Consider the following 21803-nt stretch of genomic DNA (forward strand, 5'->3'; position numbering starts at 1 on the left):
ATAAATTAGAACTTCAGATTGACACCAACGAGGAATGTACGCGGACGAGGATAATACCCCAAGTCGATACCCGATACCCAGTCGGAGGTTCCGTAACCAATTTCGGGATCCATGCCATCATATTTGGTGAAAGTAAACGCATTCTGTACCTGAATATACAAACGGGCCTGACTGATAGCTTTGAGTTTAATCAGCTTGGCAAAGTCGTAGCCCAAGGTGATGTTACTAATACGCAGGTAATCACCATCTTGCAGATAAAGATCAGAGAACTGCCAGTTGATATTAGTATCCGTCACACGAGGCATCCGGTTGGAGGTTCCTTCTCCGGTCCAGCGGTTCAGGATGGCAGTCGTATAGTTAGCCTTGCTATTGGCATGATTACGGTACGATTGCACAATCTGATTGCCAGCGGCTCCATAGGCTACCAATGAGAAATCAAAATTCTTGTAGTTAAATCCGACATTGAATCCGTAGGTAAAATCGGGAGTGCCATTGCCCAAATCCACCTTATCGTTATCGTCGATAATTCCATCCTGATTCTGGTCTACGTAGATAACGTCACCCGCTTGTGCGTCGGCCTGCAGGATGCCATGCTTTCCGTCGGCATTCCAGTTGGCAATCTGTTCTTTGTTCTGAAAGATACCGGCAGTTTCGTATCCCCAGAAGTAACCGATAGCATGACCATTCTGTGCACGGTAGAACTCCGGTGTATTATCATACAACATATTGATTTTGCCGTGAATGATACCATCTTCAGTAGGAATATTCCCCTACCTTATTCTTGTTATATGCACCGTTCACACCAATATTATAATTGAAATCTTTACCTGCTTGGTCATTCCAGGTTAAAGCCAGTTCAAAACCTGTATTCTTCACATCGCCGCCGTTGATAAAAGGTGCACCCGTTCCTGCCGTAGCCAGAATAGGAGCTTCCACCAGCCAATCTTTAGTTGTCTTGATATAGAAATCGGCGGTCAAACTCAAACGGCTTTTTAAGAAACGTGCGTCAATACCTATATTGGTCTGTTCCGAGGTTTCCCAAGTTACGTTCTCATTGGCCAGACGGCTAGGATACGCCCCCCAGTAACCGGACTGTGCCGGAGCACCATCGGTTGTTCCGAAGATGTAATGGGTATTGGAAGAGGTGATAGGAGCCGTATACTGGTAATTATCGATGTTCTGATTGCCGACCTGCCCCCCAACTTGCACGCAACTTCAGATAATCAAGCCAATTCTGAGTATTCTCCATGAACTTTTCATTTGAGAGAGTCCATCCTGCAGATATAGATGGAAATACACCGTAACGGTTGCCACGTGCAAACTTCGATGAGCCATCAGCACGCAAGGTGGCATTCAGCATATAAGTTTCTTTCCAGTTCCATCCGAAACGTCCAAAATAAGAAACGGAGCGACTTTCATCATGCGGATATCCATCGACAGACATTCCGTCGTCGGCGCTCGAAGCTGTACCATTACCTACATAGGCATGATCCCAGTCGTCAAAGCCTTCTCTCAATGCACCGGTTTTGGCCTGCAGGTAAGTACCGGAATAGCGATATACTTCCATTCCGACTAAAGCATTGAATGCATGTTTGCCGCATGTCCAGTCATAAGCAGCCGTATTGGTCCAAGTCATTCCTAAAGAATGATTCATATTTTGGGTGGCTGATGTACGAGTCGTATTATAAGTATAAATTGAGAATTGATAAAGCGGATTGAAACTACGATATTCCGAAGAACCGTACACCGCCCCGAATACGCTTCTCAACTTCAAGTTCCTGACCGGTTGCAGTTCGGCATATACATTGCCGGAGAATGTTGCCGTCTTGTTCTTGTTGTTGCTGTTGGTCATCATCAAGCCGTAAGGATTGCCGTCACCGTTATACCAATCGGAGTTCGATGTATCGTTATAAGAAGAATCATAAACATTGTTATCGCTATAGATTGGAGCAAGCGGCGAAGTGGCAAATGCGCCGCGCAAAGTATTGTTATATTGGTCGGATACTGAAATACCATTGTTCATTTTGTAGACGAAGCTGACCTGCTCGCCCACTTTCAGCAAATCCGAATCCTTGAATATCTTATGCTCGGAATTGACGCGGAAGTTGTAACGTTCATAGTTCGAAACGTCCTTACCGCCCACTACTCCTTCCTGACTCATATATCCCAACGATAAGGCATAAGTGGAAGTCTTCGAACCTCCGGTGATACCCAATGTATAACTTTGCGTCCTGGTATTGTCTTTAAACATCGAGTCTACCCAATCAGTGTCGTGTACATTTCCATTGGCATCATAAATACTCCGGAACGAACTCCAGTTGTAAGGCGCATTTCCGGAATTAACAGCCTGCTCGTCCATAATGGTCATGTATTCCTTCGCATTCAGCATATTTATCTTACGTGCCACAGTCTGCACACCATAATAGGCATCAAAAGAAATTTGCGCCTTTCCTTCCTTGCCCGATTTTGTGGTAATCAACACTACACCATTGGCAGCCTGTGCACCATAAATAGCTGCCGAAGCTGCATCCTTTAATATATCGATACTTTCTATATCAGCAGGATTCAAAGTGGAAATATCGCCGCCCACACCATCAATAAGATACAGCGGACTGGAATTTCCGACAGTACCCAGACCACGAATACTGACTTTCATATCCGAGCCCGGCTGACCGGAAGTGGAAGAAATGTTCACCCCAGGTGTCTGTCCTTGCATACCTTGCAAAGGGCTATTGGTGTTCATCTTGGCAAGACTCTCACCCTTCACCTGCACCGTTGCACCGGTCACCAGTTTCTTTTTCTGCACACCATAACCCACCACCACTACTTCATCAAGGATTTCGGTGTCTTCCTTTAATATTACATTGAGCGATTTCTGACCCGTCACAACGATTTCCTGCGTAACGTATCCTATATAAGAGAAGACTAAAGTCTGGCCGGATACCACATTCAGCTTGAAATTTCCGTCCATATCGGTTATCGTTCCATTGGCTGTCTCCTTCACCAAGACACTGACCCCCACCAGAGGCAACTCATCAGTAGCCGAGATAACTACACCACTGACAGTTGAAGTTTGTGAAGGAGCAGCCTTCACAGCCATTATCGGCAAACATAATAGAATGATTACCGAAAAGCTAAAGAGATGCACAAATGTGCATTTTCTAAAAAAGTGTTTACTCATGGTATATTGTTTAATAGTTAATTTAAAACATATTGTTTTCTACACTGCAAAATTATATATTCGGTATGTAACTTCGCTTCTGTAATGTTATTCATATAGGGAGCGTTTTGGAAACGATGGGGTGAATTTGTTTTATAAAGGGGATTCATTTGTTTTCTTCCTATTTTCCTTTATACTTAAAGCACCCAAAATCAGCGCACATCTCTGATTCTTTAGAGGCTGATACAGCATAAAGTCCCAAGACAACTCCGGTAAATCCACCTGCTGTTTCAGTGCTTAGATAACGAGTATTCATCTTACCCAAATCATGATATATTCCATTCACTTTATAACCGAAATAATAGTAATTGATATCCGACTTCACCACCAGTTCCACTTCACCACTGGTTGGCAAGGAAACCTCTTTGGCATAATGAGTAATCTCTCCCAGTTTATACCGCAAACCAACAGAACGTTTCTGATCCTTATCCTGACGGACAAATAAATCATAGTGAGAATGAAACTCCATAAAAACGGAAAGTCCCGCTTCATCATTTGCTTCCGCTTTATGCAAGACTACCGGAGCGGATGCTTCCATATCAAAGTGTTCCTGTCGCAAGGCGGCAAAGGTAGGACTTTTCCAGTCACTTAGCGTAACAGGAGTTGCTATCAAACGAAGTTTGCCATCTTTGGTAAAAATATAATTCTTCGCTTCCGGATTTTGCAGATGAATCCATTCGGGAGAAAGTTTTCCTTCTTTAAAGCCTATCCGTTCCGGTCTGCCTTTCATTTCCTGTTGAGGCAGAGTGGTTACATCCATCTCCAAAGAAATAGTTCCGTTGGCATTGACCACAGGCCAGGCATTCTTATCCCAACGCACCGGAGCCAGATACGTTTCACGTCCCAATGTATGATGAGTTCCCGGCATAATTCTGTATGCCAGGCAAACCATCCACCAAGCACCATCAGTGCCTTCCACCAGATCAGCATGCCCTGTTCCCTGAATCGGACTGGATTGTCCCGACTCATTGGCATGGGTCAGAATAGGATTTGCCGGATTTCCCTGATAAGGACCGTCTATGTAACGACTGCGGGCAATCGTTACTTTATGTCCCAATTCCGTACCGCCCTCTGAAATCAGCAGATAGTACCAACCGTCTTTCTTATAAATGTGCGGACCTTCGGCATATCTGCCCCCGGTACCGTTCCATATTCGTTTGGAAGAAGAAAGCTGTCTGCCTGTCAGGGGGTCAATCTCACACAGGTTGATGTATCCATCCGGATTACTGACCATAAAACATTTGCCGTCTTCAAAATAAAGCGAAGGATCAATGCCTCCTTGTTCGAGCCAGACAGGTTCCGACCATTCACTACGGGGATCAGTAGTATGCACCAGGAAATTCCCTTTACCGGAAACATTAGTCGTAATCATGTAAAACACTCCATCATTGTAACGAATGGTAGGAGCAAAAATACCGCTTCCCGAATTGGCATTAGTCAGATCAAGCTGGGACGGACGAGTCAGACAGTTTCCTATCTGCTCCCAATGCACAAGGTCTTTGCTATGAAACAAAGGCACTCCGGGGAAATATTGAAAGCTGCTGTTGACTAAATAATAATCATCCCCTGCCTTGCAAACACTCGGATCGGGATGGAAACCGGGAATTACAGGATTACTGTAACCTTGAGCCGATGATTTGCATACAGAACAAAGCGAGATGAAAATAAGGAATAAAGCGTTTCGCATATAATATAATTTAAGAGTTAAACATCTTTTGCCGGCCGACGATACAAAAGTAGATGTTTTCCCTCAAGGAGACATGGTATTTCGTTTACACCCGGTCTGCCAAATGTTTTCCCCATACGCACAGAATGTATCTTATTGGGGCATCATATGTATTCAATTGTATTTCGCCCTTTCGAGTGACTGCAAATCTTTCTACATTTGTGGTAGATTTTAAGTCTCACTCTAAAAATATCAACTCATGAAAAGCATTAAGAAAATGGTATTAGTATCAGCCTTTGCCGGTACCTGCCTTACAACTCACGCGCAGGCTACCCCTCCCGCCATCCCAACCGATCCGGCTATTGAAGCTAACATCCGGAAATGGCTTCAAAAAATGACTCTCGAACAGAAGATCGGTCAGATGTGTGAAATCACCATTGATGTGGTGTCTGACCTTGAAACCAGCCGTGAGAAAGGATTCTGTCTAAGCGAGGCGATGCTCGACACGGTTATCGGTAAATATAAGGTAGGCTCACTACTGAATGTCCCTCTGGGAGTAGCACAGAAGAAGGAGAAGTGGGCGGAAGCCATCAAGCAGATACAGGAGAAATCAATGAAAGAAATCGGTATCCCGTGCATCTATGGAGTAGACCAGATTCATGGAACGACCTACACGCTGGACGGAACGATGTTTCCGCAAGGCATCAACATGGGAGCCACTTTCAACCGGGAACTGACAAGGAAAAGTGCCGAAATATCTGCCTATGAAACCAAAGCAGGATGCATCCCCTGGACGTTTGCCCCGGTTGTCGATTTAGGTCGTGACCCTCGTTGGGCACGTATGTGGGAGAACTATGGAGAAGATTGTTATGTAAATGCAGAAATGGGCGTGTCGGCCGTAAAGGGATTTCAGGGAGAAGACCCGAACCGCATCGGAGCATACCATGTAGCTGCCTGTATGAAGCACTATATGGGTTACGGTGTACCCGTTTCCGGGAAAGACCGTACTCCTTCTTCCATCTCACGCAGCGATATGCGTGAAAAACACTTCGCTCCTTTCCTGGCTGCCGTGCGTCATGGTGCATTGAGCGTGATGGTGAATTCCGGCGTTGACAACGGCCTGCCTTTTCATGCCAACCGTGAATTACTGACCGAATGGCTGAAAGAAGACTTGAACTGGGACGGTCTGATTGTAACAGACTGGGCGGACATAAACAATCTCTGCACACGGGATCATATTGCTGCCACCAAGAAAGAAGCTATCAAGATTGCCATCAATGCCGGAATCGACATGTCAATGGTTCCTTATGAAGTGAGTTTCTGCGATTATCTGAAAGAGTTGGTTGAAGAAGGAGAGGTATCTATGGAGCGCATCGACGATGCAGTAGCCCGTGTGTTGCGTTTGAAATATCGTCTGGGATTATTCGACAATCCGTATTGGGACATTAAGAAGTATGACAAGTTCGGTTCTAAGGAATTTGCTGCCGTTGCCCTCCAGGCTGCCGAAGAATCGGAAGTGTTATTGAAGAATGACGCACATACCCTGCCGATAGCGAAAGGCAAAAAGATTCTGCTGACCGGGCCGAACGCAAACTCCATGCGTTGCCTGAATGGCGGATGGTCGTATAGCTGGCAGGGACACGTTGCCGATGATTACACGCAGGCATATCATACAATCTACGAGGCTTTGTGTGAGAAATACGGAAAAGAGAATATTATCTACGAACCGGGAGTCACCTATGCTCCTTACAAGAACGATAACTGGTGGGAAGAAAACAAACCGGAAATTGAAAAACCGGTAGCAGCGGCAACACAGGCAGATATTATCATCGCCTGCATTGGCGAAAACTCCTATTGCGAAACTCCCGGTAACCTGACGGATCTTACCTTATCGGAAAATCAGCGCAATCTGGTAAAAGCTCTGGCCGCTACGGGTAAACCTATCGTTTTGGTTCTGAACCAAGGACGTCCGCGTATTATCAATGACATAGAGCCTTTGGCAAAAGCTGTCGTCAACATCATGCTGCCAAGCAATTATGGTGGCGATGCACTTGCTAACTTATTGCCCGGTGATGCCAACTTCAGTGGAAAAATGCCGTTTACTTATCCCCGCCTAATCAACGCTTTGGCAACTTATGACTACAAACCTTGTGAAAATATGGGGCAAATGGGAGGTAACTACAATTATGATTCGGTGATGGATATTCAATGGCCGTTCGGCTTCGGATTAAGCTATACCAATTATAAATATAATAACCTAAAAGTAGACAAACCGACTTTCAATGCCGATGATGAGCTGATATTCACGATTGATGTAACCAATACGGGCAAAGTTGCCGGAAAAGAAAGTGTGTTGTTATTCTCTAAAGATTTGGTGGCAAGCAGTACACCGGACAATATCCGTCTGCGGAACTTTGAAAAGATCTCTTTGAAACCGGGAGAAACAAAGACTGTTACGTTGAAACTAAAAGGAAGCGATTTGGCATTTGTCGGATATGACGGTAAGTGGAGACTGGAAAAAGGAGATTTCAAGATCAAATGCGGTGACCAATGGATTGATATTGTATGCGATCAGACGAAAGTATGGAATACTCCGAATAAAAATACTCTTCATTAATAAGCTTCTTCTCATATATAAAAAATCACTTTTCTCTATCACCTATCACCAACGGCAATCAAACACCTTATTCATCGAGGTTTCCGGCGGTGATAGGTTGTTTTTCAACCTATCACCACATCTGTCACCTATCACCGCAAAAAGCACTACTTTCATCACATTTTTGCAAAGACAACCTGAATAACTATGACTTAGAGAGCCATTTCTTTCTTTTCTTCACAGGAGCCATCACCAATTTAGTATGCAGTTCTTTGATCTCACATAAATCGAACCTTTCCTGTATATACACATACATGATGACCAAACGAATGAGTTCTTTATTCGGACATGAAAATTCATCTTTAGACAGTCCGTCTATCACTATATTCAACAAACAGAGAGAACACCGCAATTCAGCTTTTGATAATTGGTCTACACTTTCAATATTTGCAAAGCTAGGCCAGTTTTCTTTCATAAAACTAAGCTTGTCGACGGAGCGTTCTAAATCGTGCTTCATCAGACAGGAACGGGAACAAGTAAAGTTACTCATAACTATCATTTTTAAATTATGTGTTCCCGTTTGCCAATAAAAAAGGCGCGGAAACTATTACTGTACTATCCTGTGAGAGGCTCTGGTGGGCCGTACCCGAATAATAAGCAATAGCTCCACGCCCGTTGAGGTATATAACAAATATATATACAACATGGACGTGGAGACCGGTCACTTATTATCTACGGGTGCTAAATTTACCAGATTTACGCAGTATATATACAAAATGCAAACAACACCCAATAAAGTGATAATAAATAAGCTATAAATCAGTGTTTTATAAGCCTATTTTTATTTTCAGTTGTTTTCAGTACTTTCAGTGAATTGGCTCTTATTTGGTGCAATTTTGTTTCTTATTTGTTTCTTAATCTCGATACTTATCCGTATATTTGCAATAGGAAAAATGAGAAAGGAATCCCTATGGCACGAGTTAAGAATCATACAAAAGTCAAAGAGCCGATTCGTCTTCGGATGAAGCCGTTGAGCGATGGCAGCAAGAGTCTATATCTGGATATATACCGCGATGGAAAGCGGACGTATGAATACCTCAAGATGTATATTATCCCGGAGACGGATAATAATGCCCGTAGGCAGAATCAGGCGACAATGGATGCCGCCAATGCCATCAAGTCGAAACGTATTATCGAACTGACCAGCAATGAGGCAGGAATCGTATTCCGTAAGGACAAGACTTATCTGTTGGACTGGATGAAGGTTTACATGGAAGCCCAAGAGAGTGCGGGCAAGAAAGACGGCAACCAAATCAAGATTGCCATGCGCATACTGAAAGACTATGCCGGAGAAATGGTCACACTGGATCAGATTGACGGGGACTTCTGCCGGGGCTACATCACTTATCTGTTGACGGAATATCATCCGAAAGGCAAGGACATATCAAACTACACGCTTCACAATTATTACCGTGCGTTGAACGGTGCGTTGAACTCTGCCGTCAGGAAGAAAAAGATGAAGGCCAACCCTTTCAACGAGCTTGAGAAGTCGGAGAAAATCCGTAAGCCGGAGAGTATGCGGTCGTACATGACCATCGAAGAGGTACAGGCGTTGATTGACACTCCTATGCCCCACGAGGAATACGAGATAGTAAAATGCGCGTATCTGTTCTCCTGCTTCTGCGGATTGCGCATCAGCGATATAATCAAGTTGAAATGGAAAGACGTGTTCGTTGACCGGGGACAGTACCGTTTGGCCGTGTCCATGAAAAAGACCAAAGAGCCTATTTACCTGCCCCTCTCTCCTGAAGCGTTGAAGTGGATGCCGGAACGTGGGGGAAAATCATCGGAAGATAATGTGTTCGACCTGCCGTCCGCCAATACAATCAGGATGCAGCTCAAACCTTGGGCGAAAGCAGCCGGAATCTCCAAGCGGTTCTCCTATCACACCAGCCGGCATACATTCGCCACCATGATGCTGACGCTCGGCGCGGATTTATATACCGTCTCGAAGTTGCTCGGTCATGCCGACGTAAAAATGACACAGGTGTATGCCAAGATTATCAACAAGAAGAAGGACGAGGCAGTGAATCTTGTAAACGGTTTGTTTCACTAATTGACGGCACTATGTGGTTCATGTCTAATTTACAAACATCAATTTATGGCATTGCTCCGGTTGTGAACGCAACCGAAGTTAATGCTTTCATCACATATTATAAACTCAAAAAGGTAAATCGACATGAAAAGACCTGAAGACGGCCTTCTCTCTTTTTGGAGGGAGCCAACACCTGCAGCACTTCGCTGCGGAGAAGGATGTGGCGAATGAACTTTTCGCCCTGCTAACCGAAGCAAAAACAGTTTATCTCCACGATGTTGTGTCGGGTGGTAAACAGTACCACCGTTATGTGGACGATTTCGTAAACGGACACCGGTACATAGACTGCGACCATGCGGCCTGCCGGAACTGCCACGAAATGAACATCCACATCGTCAAGGGGCTGCTGACCGAGTACGCCCGTTTCGTCCAGATTTGCTTTGCTACGCCGAATTTCACGTTTGACGAGTGCATGAAGCTGAAACGGATGTATGATACCTCGGAATCGTTGCCTCCGCTCGGTCCGCCCCACATTGACCGACCGGCAGATCTCTCCCTTTCTTTTGGCTGTGATTTTACCCCGGAACAGATGGAAAGTATTGTGGCTTGTGCCAATACTTATCATCTGTTCTGTGTTTCTGTACGCATTGAAGACATGGAGGCTCTTTTCGCCTGTAAGAAAGGCTTTTCCATCCGAGTGAACAATATCCGCCGTGTGGTAATCCTGTTCGACGCGCTTCTTGAAAACTCGCTTATCCAGTCCCGGTGGCAGAATGTTCTCGGCAAGGGTGCATTCCTGCAGTCCAAGGACGGGACACGTTCCGTTTCGGTATCGACCCTGTCTTCCGCGCTGTCATCCATCAAGAACAACATGACATCGGTCGCATACGGCATCCGAAAGACCATTGACCGGCTGAAAGAATGACAGGAAGTGACAAGAAGCGAAGTATGTGAAAGGTAAAAGCATGAGAGTTGCAATGATACGCGCATAGTATCATTCCCCAAATCACGGCATCTTCGTTTACCGGACATACCTTTGACCTCCGTTAGCGCGCTGCATAACGGAGGTTGCATCTCCATTGTCAAAAATCAAACCATGTTATTATGCCGAATAGAATGACATTCATGGAGCGGATGAGCGGACGGCTCGCCGCCATCGAATCGGTACTAAAGAAATTGGAACCGGTCGAAAGTCTCTTGGAGCGTATCACGTTGCTGGAAAATACCATCTTCACGACCAAGAGAGTGTTCACGTTTCAGGAAGCCTGTATGTATATCGGGGTTTCTGAAAGTATGCTGTACAAGCTCACATCGAGCAAGGAGATACCGCACTACAAACCGCGCGGTAAAATGGTCTATTTCGCCAAGGAGGAATTGGACGAATGGCTGTTGCAGAATTATGAACCTACAGTGAACGAGGCCGTGCGCATGGCGACGGAAGCCGCCGCCACAGAACCGTTCCTTAATAAGAGACGCAATGGAAAACGAAAGAAAGACTGACCGCTCAGCCGATATGGGAATGGATGAACACCGCCTGTCGGACATCCTTCTGGCCTCGCAAATCAAGGCAACGGACATTTATGAGACCCCGCCGCAAATCATCTGGATAGACAACTCGACGATTGCCACGCTCGGCAATTTCAGTGCATCGACAGGAAAGGCAAAGTCGAAGAAGACGTTTAATGTCTCTGCGCTTGTCGCCGCTTCCATTGGCCGGGAAACAAGTGTTGAACTACCGTGCGCATCTGCCCGAAGGCAAACAGCGGATTCTGTACGTCGATACGGAACAGAGCCGTTTCCATTGCCGCTCGGTATTGGAGCGCATATTGCGGCTGGCCGGGCTGCCCACGACAACCGACCCGGAGAATCTCGACTTCTTCTGCCTGCGTGAATATTCGCCGTCGGTGCGTGTCGAGGTCATCGACTATGCGCTGCGTCAGAACAAAGGCTATGGGCTGGTCATCATTGACGGCATCCGCGACCTGATGCTTGACATCAACAGCACCGGTGAATCGGTGGAAGTCATCAACCGGATGATGGAATGGTCTTCAAGGTACGACCTGCATATCCATTGTGTACTCCATTTGAACAAAGGGGATAATAATGTGCGGGGACACATTGGTACGGAAATGAGCAACAAGGCGGAAACCGTGCTTGTCATCAGCAAGAGCAACGAGAATCCCGGTATCAGCGAAGTCCATGCGCTCCATATCCGGGAAAAGGAGTTCAAGCCGTTTGCGTTCACCATCAACGAGACTGGGCTGCCCGTCATTGCGGAAGGACACTCGTTCGGAGAGCCCCCGAAGCCCAAGGCTCGGACGGGGTTCACGGAGCTGAGCATCGAACAGCACCGGGAAGCCCTCTCCGCCGCTTTCGGGGAAAAGCCTATCCGGGGATTCGACAACCTGTTGCAAAGCCTGATGGTCTCCTATGAGGCAATCGGGTTCAAACGTGGTCGGAGCGTCATGATAAAACTGATGCAATACCTGATAGACAACCTCAAGCTCATCATCAAACGGGACAAGCTGTTCTATTATGACATGACGCCTACCGAGGCCATGCTTTTTGATGAAGAATGATGCCGGGCGCGGGCCTGTATGATTTAGTTTACTTTAGTATTTATATATATAGGAAAAAACTAAACTAAACCATTTTCGTGAAACCAAGTGAAAGAAAAAAGACATGACCATAGCAGAAGCAAAACAAGTGCGTATCGTGGATTTTCTGGCACGTCTCGGTCACCATACGCAGCACATAAAATCGGGACAATACTGGTATCTCTCACCGTTACGGAACGAGCGTACCCCGTCGTTCAAAGTGAATGACCGCATCAATGAATGGTACGATTTCGGCGAGGCGACCGGTGGCGACCTGGTGGAACTGGCAAAATACATTTGCCGGACGGACTGCGTGAGCGAGGCCCTGGCGTATATAGAGAGGCTTGTGAATGGCGCATCACTACCGAGAACCCGTATGCTGACCGCTCCACCCCGACCGGTGGAGGCTGAAATGAAAGACGTGATCGTGATTCCACTCCGTCATCACGCCCTGTTCTCTTACCTCCAATCCCGGCTTATCGACGCGGACATCAGCCGTATGTATTGCAAGGAGGTGCATTACGAACTGCGAGGCCGTCATTACTTCGCTCTCGCATTCGGCAATATATCAGGCGGTTACGAGGTGCGAAACGCCTATTACAAGGGATGCCTGAATAACAAGGACATCTCATTGATAAGACATCTGACAGAAGAGACACAGGAAAACGTCTGTGTCTTCGAGGGATTCATGGATTTTCTTTCTTATATGACACTGAAACTGGCAGGCGACCGGACGGTCTGTCTTGCCATACCATGCGACTACCTCGTGATGAACTCGGTAAACAATTTGAAAAAGACGCTGGCACGTTTACAGGAGTATTCGGACATTCACTGTTATCTCGACAATGACCTTGCCGGGCAGAGAACCACAGAGACCATTGCCGGGATGTATGGCGGACGTGTCAGCGATGAATCTTGCCACTATGCGGAATACAAAGACCTGAACGACTACCTGCGCGGAAAGAAACGCTGATATTCAATGTTCTCTTTTGCCACCTAAAGCTCTCCACCACGAGAGCTTTTTTTATGCCCCGATTTCTCCATTTCCCACCATAGAGACTGCAATATAGTACGATTTAATAGTTCGATTTTTGAAACTTACACAAATCTCATTAACGAAACAGATGTTTAATGCTCAATTATTTTATGGTTTTATATTTCGTGCGTTTCTTTGCAAAATCATACTAATACGAATTTTTAATATTCATACTAAATACATGAACTCATATTTCATTTTTGCCATTGTCCTGACGGTTGCCTACATCATTTACTACGCCGTCATCATAGCGCATGACCTCTACGGGAAAAAGGGGACGGACAAACCGGACGAGGAAGTTTTCGACCTCGGCGCACCGGAAGAGGAAGAGAGTGTGGCTGTCACGGAAAGCGAGAGCGGCTTCAGTATCGGTAGCGAGAACTACGAGACGGAAAGTACGGCTACCTCTTCCGAAACATCCCCTGAGGAGGACATCAAGGACAAACCGGGAACGGCGCAGGAGAAACTGGAACGGCTGAAGGCCGAGGCGGAGGAACAGATGGAAGAGACCACGCCTTACCTGTCGGACGCACGCACGTCGGAGGAGATGTACAAGGCTATGATTTCCAAGGGACGGTTAGACAACCGACCGGAAATAAAGTGGAACCCAATTCAAGACCGGTTGTGAGATGTCGAAAGCTAAAAAGATTCTATGTGCGCTGTGCCTCCCGTTCCCCTACACGGCTTTTGCCAAAAGCGGCAGCGTGAACTATAGCTGGGGAGCGGACGCGTTGGCCACGATGCACGACTTCGTGGTGACGATGATGCTCTATGTCCAGTATATCTGTTGCACCATAGCCGGGGTTTACGTCATCGTGTCCGTTTGTCAGATATACATCAAGATGAACACGGGCGAGGACGGCATCACCAAGTCGATAATGACGCTTGTCGGCGCGTGCCTGTTCCTGATCGGGGCATTCTATGTTTTCCCGGCTTTCTTCGGCTACCGCATATAACCTTACTTGTATCAGGTCGCAGACAAATAAAATATTCACTAAAAAAGTAAACGTATGTTTCAGAAAACCAAACAGCTGTGCCGCAAGGCATTCGGATTCGTCAACGGAATCCCTACCAAAGTAATGATGTTCTCCTTCATGCTGCTGTCCGGCATGGTGGCGAAAGCGCAGAACTCCGCAGGCGACTATTCCGCCGGTACGAGCGCATTATCCACTGTCGCCGATGAGATTGCCAAGTATGTGCCTATTATGGTGAAATTGTGCTACGCCATTGCCGGCGTTGTGGCCATCGTGGGTGCAATCTCGGTATATATCGCCATGAACAACGAGGAGCAGGACGTCAAGAAGAAGATTATGATGGTCGTGGGAGCATGTATCTTCCTCATTGCGGCGGCCAAGGCGTTGCCTCTGTTCTTCGGTATTGCCGCTTAAACATCAAGGATAAGTATGAAAAGCAAGGACGAACGCTATCCGGACTATCCGCTGTTCAAGGGACTGCAACGGCCTCTTGAGTTTTTGGGCATCCAAGGCCGGTACATATATTGGGCGGCGGTGACGACGTGCGGAGCCATTGTCGGCTTTGTCGCCGCCTACTGCCTGCTCGGTTTCATTGCCGGGCTTGTCGTGCTGGCTACCGTCGTATCGGTCGGTATCGTGCTCATCCTTCTCAAACAGCGGAAAGGACTGCATAGCAAGAAGGTCGCTCCGGGTGTGTATGTGTATGCCCACTCGCGCAAGATCTGACGAAAGAAAAACCATCACGGCAATGTGCATGGCTTTATTGATTGTTGAACGCGGGCGGGTTTGTCTTGAAGCAAGGCGAACCTGCCCCTATTTAATTACACGTATATCGAAATGACCCTATACATCATTTTATGTTTTGTCGCTTTGTGCGCGGGTATGGCCTTGTCGGTCTATGCGTTCGGTACGGGCGGCAAGCGCAAGCGAATCTTTCAGGACATCTATTTCTCAGCGGAGGAAACGGACGGTGTGGGTGTGCTGTACACCAAGACCGGCGAATATTCCGCCGTACTTAAGATAGAGAATCCGGTACAGAAATATTCGGCGGACATAGATAGCTACTACGACTTCACGCACCTGTTCACCGCCCTTGCGCAGACCTTAGGCGAAGGGTACGCCATCCACAAGCAGGATATCTTCGTCAGGAAACAGTTTGCAAGCGAACCGGCTGACGGGCAGGAGTTCCTGTCGGCGTCGTATTTCCGCTACTTCAAAGGGCGTCCCTACACGGACAGCCTTTGCTACCTGACCATCACGCAGGAGGCGAAAAAGAGCCGCCTGTTCTCGTTCGACAACAAGAAGTGGCGCGATTTCCTCGTGAAAATCCGCAAGGTGCATGACCAACTGCATGACAGCGGCGTACAGGCCAGGTTCCTGAACAAAGCCGAGGCGAGCGAGTATGTCGACCGCTACTTCGCCATGAACTTCAAAGACCGCACCGTGTCGATGACGAACTTCAAGGCGGACGATGAAACGGTGTCGATGGGCGACAAACGCTGCAAGGTGTACAGCCTTGTGGACGTGGACTGTGCCGCACTGCCCTCGATGATACGTCCGTACACGAACATCGAGGTGAACAACACGGAAATGCCGGTCGATCTGGCTTCGGTGGTGGACAACATACCGGACGCCGAGACGGTGGTCTATAACCAAGTCATCTTCCTACCCAACCAAAAACGGGAACTGGCGATGCTCGACAAAAAGAAGAACCGCCACGCGAGTATTCCGAACCCGAACAACCAGATGGCGGTCGAGGACATCAAGCGTGTGCAGGAGGTCATTGCCCGTGAAAGCAAGCAACTGGTATATACGCACTTCAACATGGTGGTAGCCGTATCTGCCGGTGCAGACCTGCAAAAGTGTACGAACCACTTGGAAAACGCATTCGGGCGCATGGGCATCCATATCAGCAAGCGGGCGTACAACCAACTGGAACTGTTCGTCGGTTCGTTTCCGGGCAACTGCTACACGCTCAATGAGGAATACGACCGTTTCCTGACCCTTTCCGATGCGGCGATGTGCCTGATGTACAAGGAGCGCGTGCTGCACAGCGAGGAAACACCGCTGAAGATTTACTACACCGACCGTCAGGGTGTGCCGGTGGCTATTGACATCACGGGAAAAGAGGGAAAGAACAAGCTGACGGACAACTCGAATTTCTTTTGTCTGGGGCCTTCTGGGAGTGGCAAGAGCTTTCATATCAACTCGGTCGTGCGCCAGCTCCATGAGCAGGGAACGGATGTGGTCATGGTCGATACGGGAAACTCATACGAGGGACTGTGCGAGTATCTGGGCGGCAAGTATATCAGCTATACCGAAGAACGGCCTATCACGATGAATCCGTTTCGCATCAACCGGGAGGAATACAACATCGAGAAGATAGACTTCCTCAAGAACCTTATCCTGATGATTTGGAAAGGGTCGGACAGCCAAATCCCCGAAATTGAGTTCCGCATTGTCGAGCAGATAATCATAGACTACTATGATGCCTATTTCAACGGATTTACAAGATACACCGACGAGCAACGGGAGGTACTGCTGAAAAACCTGTTTGCGGCGGCCAGCCGAAAGAACCCAAACAAACCACCCAGAGAGGTGGATGAGATGGTGCGCAAACAGATAGAGGTGCTTGAGGCACGGCGGGCGGCCCTCAAAGTGACGGAGCTGAGTTTCAACTCATTCTTTGACTACTCATTCGACCGTCTGGAGCAGATCTGCACCGAAAACGACATCACGACAATCAGCTACTCGACCTATTCGACCATGCTGCAGCCGTTCTACAAGGGCGGTGCGTATGAGAAAATTCTCAACGAGACAGTGGATTCGGCACTGTTTGACGAGACATTCATTGTCTTTGAAGTGGATGCAATCAAGGAAAATAAGAAACTGTTTCCCATTGTCACACTGATTATCATGGACGTGTTCCTGCAGAAAATGCGCATCAAGAAGAACCGTAAAGTCCTTGTCATCGAGGAAGCGTGGAAGGCCATTGCCAGCCCGCTCATGGCGGAATACATCAAGTTCATGTACAAGACCGCCCGTAAATTTTGGGCTTCTGTTGGCGTGGTGACGCAGGAGATACAGGACATCATCGGCAGCGAAATCGTGAAGGAGGCCATCATCAACAACTCGGACGTGGTGATGCTGCTGGATCAAAGCAAGTTCAAGGAACGCTTTGACGAAATCCGAAAGATTCTTGGTCTGACCGAGGTGGATTGCAAGAAGATATTTACCATCAACCGCTTGGAGAACAAGGATGGGCGCAGCTTCTTCCGCGAAGTGTTCATCCGCCGGGGGACGACCAGCGGCGTGTATGGCGTGGAAGAGCCGCACGAGTGCTACATGACCTACACGACCGAACGGGCGGAAAAGGAGGCACTGAAGCTTTACAAGAAGGAACTTCGGTGCAGCCACCAGGAAGCTATCGAGGCATATTGCCGGGACTGGGATGCCAGCGGTATCGGGAAGTCCCTGCCTTTTGCACAAAAAGTAAACGAGACGGGGCGTGTGCTCAACCTCCGTCCCGTGTATGAATCCAAATAAGCATTGCAGCCATGAAACGACTACTCCTTATCCTGACCATCGCCTCGGTCGCACTCTGCCAGACGGTTCACGCCCAGTATTACAGCGTGAACTACGACACCCGTACCGTTGCGGCGATGGTGGCCGCCTTCGGTACGGAAGCGGTCGCCGAAGGGTACTACCGGGAGCAGGTCGATGACATCCTCAAGCACTACACGGCAGCGGAGGTCGCTACCGCCGGGATATTCGCGGCCAAGTTCTTGGAGCATAAAGCCCTGAGCGACCTCGGCATCTGGAACAGCCGCACGGAGAACTACTACTACCGGCGCATCTACCGGATGGTGGCGGAGAAAATCATGCCCAAGATATGGGTGGTGGCGAAGCAGATGCTCCATTCGCCGCAAACGGCTATCTATTGGGGCAGTTACCTGATGAAAGTCTGCGACGATACCAAAAGTCTGTGTATGCAGTTCGAGAGCGTGGTGACCAACAGCACGCTGACCTTTTCGGACATCGCCTTTCTCGAAATCAATCCGGAGATTGCCCCCTTGCTAAAGCTCTCCGAAACGGGAAACATCGACTGGCAGCGGATGATGGACAACTTCGCCCACATACCGGGCAACTTCACGCACGAGAACCTGAAAAGCGACCTCGACAACCTTTATAACACGGGTGTCGGCCTTGCAACGGCAGGCATTGCCAATCTCGGTGACGCCCTGTTGCAAAGCAGCTCGTTCCATGACCTGATGGGCGGAAAGGTTGAAGAAATCGGCAACCTGTATGAACACTACGGGAGTCTATTCGAGCAGGCGGAACATGACATCGGCGGCTTGCTGATTGACATGGTGGGTGGTCCGGACAACGTGGCCGGTCTGTTCAACTTCAGCAACTACAACCTCACGGCATGGATGACCGACTACCTGGACGAAGCGATGGGGAACTATTACACGCAGCGGTGGTACATTGCCCGGCGTGACCAAGGGAGCGTATCGCTGTGCGACTACTATCCTCCGACGGACGACAACAGCATCCTGAACGGGGGCGCATGGGTGCGGTTCAACACGAGCGACCCGAATTTCTATCCCAACGCCTCGCAACGGGAACAGGTACTTGCCAACTCGGAAGGATATGCCGGTTGGTCAAGAAACCGCGTGCAGCAGTTGAACAACCAGAACGACGGGTTCAGCTACAGCATCAACTATTGGATGAGTGCCTATATCATCAGCAAGAAAAACAAGCAGACCAAAAAGGCATACGCATACGAAATCCATGTGAGCAAAAGCTGGAATAAGGAAGAAGTTGTCTATGAGGAAGTCTTCGATTCCTACTCGATGGACTTGAATACGTTTCGGGCGCAACTGAATGTCCGACTTGCGGAGTTCAACGAAAACGAGGACGGCTACACCTATTATATATCTTCCGGTACGCGGAACTATTACCAAGCAACGGACGCCGCCAAATTGAAGGGATGCGAGAGCGTGACCATCAGCGTGACCTGTTCCGACGGGGTTACGCTCGGACAGGGCTCGACACAATACAAGTGCCGTAAATGCGGCAGCTCGTTGAATGCCCACACCAAGGAGTGCGCCATGCAGACCTCGGTGACGGAAAACAACCTCGACCTTTCGGAACTGGATGCGCTGTTGAACGAGGCAAACAGCCAAGCGGCCAATCTTGAAGCGCAAATCGGGACATTGGAAAACGAGAACGCTGTCCTGCTGAAGAAAATCAGTACGGCGAGCATTGAGGATGCGGCGGCTTACCGACAGCAGTATAATGCAAACAAGACACGGATAGACCGTCTGAAAGGCGAACTCGCGGAGTGGAAGAAGAAACAGTCCGACTATGCTCAGGCGAAGTCGGAAGCCGCAGACGACAACAGCGTAGCGACGGATGACTATTACCGCATTCCAGCTATCATGCAAGACTGCAAGGCTGCCTACGGCCTGACATGGCAGGACGGCGGATCGTGGAACGGCTATTCGTATGTGCGCAAGGCGACAATGCCGAACATCAACGGCATCATCACATTCAAGGCTACGGTCTCGATTGCCCGCAAGCCGAAATATTTTCTCGGCATCAAGATTCACCGTGCCATCATCCAAATCCAATGGGAACTGACCTCGGTCTATACGGACACGCACGTCGCCGATGTGCTGACACTCGATCCGGGGCTTTCGGATGCGGAGAAAACCAAATTAGTGAACGACCGCATCGCCGAAATCGCCCGTGAACACCCGTCCTGCAAAATCACGACGGAATACGCCCGCAGCACACCGCTGGAGGAAACTCCGTCCGGCGACGTGTACCATCTGCTGTGGTCGAGCGACCGCCTCGAAATCGCGAGGGAGGTGGACAGCAGAATCACAAGGATATACGCCGACTTGGTATCGCTGGAAAAGATGATGCACTACAAGCGGAGCATCCTTGACGTGATGAAGGATGTGTTGCCCGGACTGGACACGGACGAAGGCCGCAGGCTGACGCTCGTGGAGGAATGCCATGACCGCTGGGTGGAGAGCGCACGGACGTTTCGGAACGATGGCGGCAGAAACGGCGGAAAGGAGGTGCGGCCATGAAACGCATTTTACGGATAGCCGCATTGCTGCTCTTCCTGCTGCCCGGTATCGCCAAGGCGCAGTGGACTTTCGATATAGTCTCCGTCGAAGCCTACATCAACGACCACAAGAAGCAGCGCAGCCTGTTGTTGGCCCGCAGTACCTTGGAGTACAGCAACAAACTGTTGCACGAATACAGCTGTAAGGAAGTCGGGGGCTATAAAGAGCTGAATATCGACCTTGACCGGTACACCCGTGCGTTCGATGTCATCGACGTCATGTACCAGTCGTTGCGCACGGTGCTGAACGTCAAGAATACCTACACATCGGTCAGCGACCGTATCGGCGACTATAAATCATTGTTGGAGGATTTCAATGCGAAGATATTGAAACGGGGACGCATCGAATCCGCAGATACCCTGATTATCTCCATCAATGCGAGGGGGCTGAGGGCGATTGCCCGTGAGGGGGAACAGCTCTACAAGTCCGTGAGCGACCTCGTGCTGTATGCCACCGGAGCGGCAGCCTGCTCGACCTCCGACCTGCTGATGGTGTTGGAGGCCATCAACCGCTCATTGGACAACATCGAGCGGCATCTGAACCGTGCGTATTTCGAGACATGGCGGTATATACAGGTGCGTATCGGCTATTGGAAGGCAAAGGTATATCGCTCCCGCACCATGCGGGAGATTCTCGATGACGCCTTCGGGCGTTGGCGCGGAGCCGGAAGACTGGATTATTAACGACAAAAAGAGAAGAATATGAACAGAAAACTATTACTCATGGCGGTGGCGGTCACCGTAACGACAGCCGTACACGCACAGTATGTAACGTACAACCATGATTCGCCGAAGCAGAATCAGGTAACGGTCATGGAGACCGGTACGGGCGCACTCTCGCCCGACCTCTATTATTCCGTGCTGCACAACAAATACAAGAAGTCGGCAGCGGCCAAAAACAAGCTCTCGTTCCGCACGCTTGCCGGTATCAATCTCTACAACCAGGTGGACGAAGCGGAAGCCATTGATTCGGCCTTGGTCAAGCGGGCGAAGGTCGAGGCGTTGAACGTTGCCGACCGGCAGGTGGACATCGCATGGCTTGCCGAGGGCGATAAGGTCAGCGGACAGATGGAGCGGTTCCGGCGCAACATCGACCGTATTCTCCTGTCCGGTGGCACTCCGGCCGACAAGGAACGGTGGACGGAATACTACCACGTCTATCAGTGTGCCATCAAAGCCACGAAAGACGCCTATATGCCCAATGCCCAGCGAAAGAAGGAGTATCTGCGCATTTACGAGGATGTGGCACGGCAGAACGAGATTTTAGTGGGCTACCTTGCCAAGCGTCAGAACGCAACGGTGACGAATGCACTGCTGAACGCAACGGACAACCGTACCCTGCATAAAGGCGGTATTGTCCGCAATGCCATGAGCCGGTGGCAGGAATCACGCCTTGCGGTGCGTGGTTCGCAATCGGGCAGCAACGGAAACGGCGAAGATGACAACGAGAGTGTAAACAGAGGGAAATAAAAAGACA

15 protein-coding genes and 2 pseudogenes are annotated in these 21803 nt (G+C 48.8%); 14 read left to right on the plus strand and 3 right to left on the minus strand.

Annotated features, from left to right (window positions below; translation table 11 throughout):
* Positions 1 to 5: 5 nt before the first annotated feature.
* Together NXX38_RS05085 and NXX38_RS05090 are read right to left on the minus strand one after the other, a co-directional pair.
* Positions 6 to 3100: pseudogene (locus NXX38_RS05085) on the minus strand (SusC/RagA family TonB-linked outer membrane protein).
* A gap of 241 nt (positions 3101 to 3341) precedes the next feature.
* On the minus strand, positions 3342 to 4907 hold the full coding sequence (locus NXX38_RS05090) for a glycoside hydrolase family 43 protein (RefSeq protein WP_258978739.1): 1566 nt from the start codon (positions 4905 to 4907) through the stop codon (positions 3342 to 3344).
* A 238-nt stretch (positions 4908 to 5145) separates the two neighbouring features.
* Here NXX38_RS05090 and NXX38_RS05095 point away from each other — a divergent pair, with 238 nt between their 5' ends.
* Positions 5146 to 7503: a glycoside hydrolase family 3 N-terminal domain-containing protein gene (locus NXX38_RS05095; protein WP_258978740.1), complete on the plus strand. Its 2358-nt coding sequence runs from the start codon at positions 5146 to 5148 to the stop codon at positions 7501 to 7503.
* 184 nt (positions 7504 to 7687) lie between these two features.
* Here the strand turns inward: NXX38_RS05095 and NXX38_RS05100 are convergent, their stop codons facing one another.
* A complete protein-coding gene (locus NXX38_RS05100; protein ID WP_217720871.1) occupies positions 7688 to 8032 on the minus strand; it encodes a hypothetical protein in 345 nt (114 codons plus the stop codon).
* A gap of 420 nt (positions 8033 to 8452) precedes the next feature.
* Between NXX38_RS05100 and NXX38_RS05105 the strand changes: the two genes are divergently transcribed.
* The 13 genes and pseudogenes from NXX38_RS05105 to NXX38_RS05165 all read left to right on the plus strand — a co-directional run bounded on the left by NXX38_RS05105 (position 8453) and on the right by NXX38_RS05165 (position 21796).
* Positions 8453 to 9598, plus strand: coding sequence for a site-specific integrase (locus tag NXX38_RS05105; RefSeq protein ID WP_004301355.1), 1146 nt, complete (start codon positions 8453 to 8455; stop codon positions 9596 to 9598).
* A 199-nt stretch (positions 9599 to 9797) separates the two neighbouring features.
* Entirely contained in the window at positions 9798 to 10502 is a 705-nt protein-coding gene (locus NXX38_RS05110) for a hypothetical protein (RefSeq protein ID WP_004301353.1), read from the plus strand.
* 200 nt (positions 10503 to 10702) lie between these two features.
* On the plus strand, positions 10703 to 11077 hold the full coding sequence (locus NXX38_RS05115; protein WP_005944205.1) for a helix-turn-helix domain-containing protein: 375 nt from the start codon (positions 10703 to 10705) through the stop codon (positions 11075 to 11077).
* Positions 11055 to 12156, plus strand: a pseudogene (locus NXX38_RS05120) (AAA family ATPase). The gene NXX38_RS05115 and the pseudogene NXX38_RS05120 overlap by 23 nt, the downstream one beginning before the upstream one ends.
* A 103-nt stretch (positions 12157 to 12259) precedes the next feature.
* On the plus strand, positions 12260 to 13147 hold the full coding sequence (locus NXX38_RS05125) for a toprim domain-containing protein (RefSeq protein ID WP_004301350.1): 888 nt from the start codon (positions 12260 to 12262) through the stop codon (positions 13145 to 13147).
* A 244-nt stretch (positions 13148 to 13391) separates the two neighbouring features.
* Positions 13392 to 13838 carry a hypothetical protein gene (locus NXX38_RS05130; RefSeq protein WP_018452175.1) on the plus strand — a complete coding sequence of 149 codons (447 nt, stop codon included), beginning with the start codon at positions 13392 to 13394 and terminating at the stop codon, positions 13836 to 13838.
* A gap of 1 nt (position 13839) precedes the next feature.
* Complete coding sequence (locus NXX38_RS05135) at positions 13840 to 14166, plus strand: DUF4134 domain-containing protein (RefSeq protein ID WP_004301348.1); 327 nt, start codon at positions 13840 to 13842, stop codon at positions 14164 to 14166.
* Positions 14167 to 14220: 54 nt separating this feature from the next.
* Entirely contained in the window at positions 14221 to 14598 is a 378-nt protein-coding gene (locus NXX38_RS05140; protein ID WP_004301347.1) for a DUF4134 domain-containing protein, read from the plus strand.
* A 15-nt stretch (positions 14599 to 14613) separates the two neighbouring features.
* Positions 14614 to 14910, plus strand: coding sequence for a hypothetical protein (locus NXX38_RS05145; RefSeq protein ID WP_005944213.1), 297 nt, complete (start codon positions 14614 to 14616; stop codon positions 14908 to 14910).
* Between the two features lie 111 nt (positions 14911 to 15021).
* Positions 15022 to 17730: a hypothetical protein gene (locus NXX38_RS05150; protein ID WP_005944216.1), complete on the plus strand. Its 2709-nt coding sequence runs from the start codon at positions 15022 to 15024 to the stop codon at positions 17728 to 17730.
* 11 nt (positions 17731 to 17741) lie between these two features.
* The gene (locus NXX38_RS05155) at positions 17742 to 20288 is read left to right on the plus strand and encodes a hypothetical protein (protein WP_004301344.1); all 2547 of its coding nucleotides are present in this window, start codon (positions 17742 to 17744) and stop codon (positions 20286 to 20288) included.
* Positions 20285 to 21010, plus strand: coding sequence for a hypothetical protein (locus tag NXX38_RS05160; protein ID WP_004301343.1), 726 nt, complete (start codon positions 20285 to 20287; stop codon positions 21008 to 21010). The genes NXX38_RS05155 and NXX38_RS05160 overlap by 4 nt, the downstream gene beginning before the upstream one ends.
* A gap of 18 nt (positions 21011 to 21028) precedes the next feature.
* Positions 21029 to 21796: a DUF5045 domain-containing protein gene (locus NXX38_RS05165; protein ID WP_004301342.1), complete on the plus strand. Its 768-nt coding sequence runs from the start codon at positions 21029 to 21031 to the stop codon at positions 21794 to 21796.
* Positions 21797 to 21803 lie beyond the last annotated feature (7 nt).

The organism is Bacteroides sp. BFG-637 (assembly GCF_024793605.1).
GTDB lineage: Bacteria > Bacteroidota > Bacteroidia > Bacteroidales > Bacteroidaceae > Bacteroides > Bacteroides vicugnae.

What these genes read in the sequence shown, in the direction of transcription:
- NXX38_RS05165 (WP_004301342.1), top strand. Translation starts at nt 21,029, where the DNA reads ATGAACAGAAAACTATTACTCATGGCGGTGGCGGTCACCGTAACGACA.
- NXX38_RS05105 (WP_004301355.1), top strand. Translation starts at nt 8,453, where the DNA reads ATGGCACGAGTTAAGAATCATACAAAAGTCAAAGAGCCGATTCGTCTT.
- NXX38_RS05150 (WP_005944216.1), top strand. Translation starts at nt 15,022, where the DNA reads ATGACCCTATACATCATTTTATGTTTTGTCGCTTTGTGCGCGGGTATG.
- NXX38_RS05135 (WP_004301348.1), top strand. Translation starts at nt 13,840, where the DNA reads ATGTCGAAAGCTAAAAAGATTCTATGTGCGCTGTGCCTCCCGTTCCCC.
- NXX38_RS05095 (WP_258978740.1), top strand. Translation starts at nt 5,146, where the DNA reads ATGAAAAGCATTAAGAAAATGGTATTAGTATCAGCCTTTGCCGGTACC.
- NXX38_RS05140 (WP_004301347.1), top strand. Translation starts at nt 14,221, where the DNA reads ATGTTTCAGAAAACCAAACAGCTGTGCCGCAAGGCATTCGGATTCGTC.
- NXX38_RS05145 (WP_005944213.1), top strand. Translation starts at nt 14,614, where the DNA reads ATGAAAAGCAAGGACGAACGCTATCCGGACTATCCGCTGTTCAAGGGA.
- NXX38_RS05125 (WP_004301350.1), top strand. Translation starts at nt 12,260, where the DNA reads ATGACCATAGCAGAAGCAAAACAAGTGCGTATCGTGGATTTTCTGGCA.
- NXX38_RS05155 (WP_004301344.1), top strand. Translation starts at nt 17,742, where the DNA reads ATGAAACGACTACTCCTTATCCTGACCATCGCCTCGGTCGCACTCTGC.
- NXX38_RS05160 (WP_004301343.1), top strand. Translation starts at nt 20,285, where the DNA reads ATGAAACGCATTTTACGGATAGCCGCATTGCTGCTCTTCCTGCTGCCC.
- NXX38_RS05100 (WP_217720871.1), bottom strand. Translation starts at nt 8,032, where the DNA reads ATGAGTAACTTTACTTGTTCCCGTTCCTGTCTGATGAAGCACGATTTA.
- NXX38_RS05130 (WP_018452175.1), top strand. Translation starts at nt 13,392, where the DNA reads ATGAACTCATATTTCATTTTTGCCATTGTCCTGACGGTTGCCTACATC.
- NXX38_RS05115 (WP_005944205.1), top strand. Translation starts at nt 10,703, where the DNA reads ATGGAGCGGATGAGCGGACGGCTCGCCGCCATCGAATCGGTACTAAAG.
- NXX38_RS05090 (WP_258978739.1), bottom strand. Translation starts at nt 4,907, where the DNA reads ATGCGAAACGCTTTATTCCTTATTTTCATCTCGCTTTGTTCTGTATGC.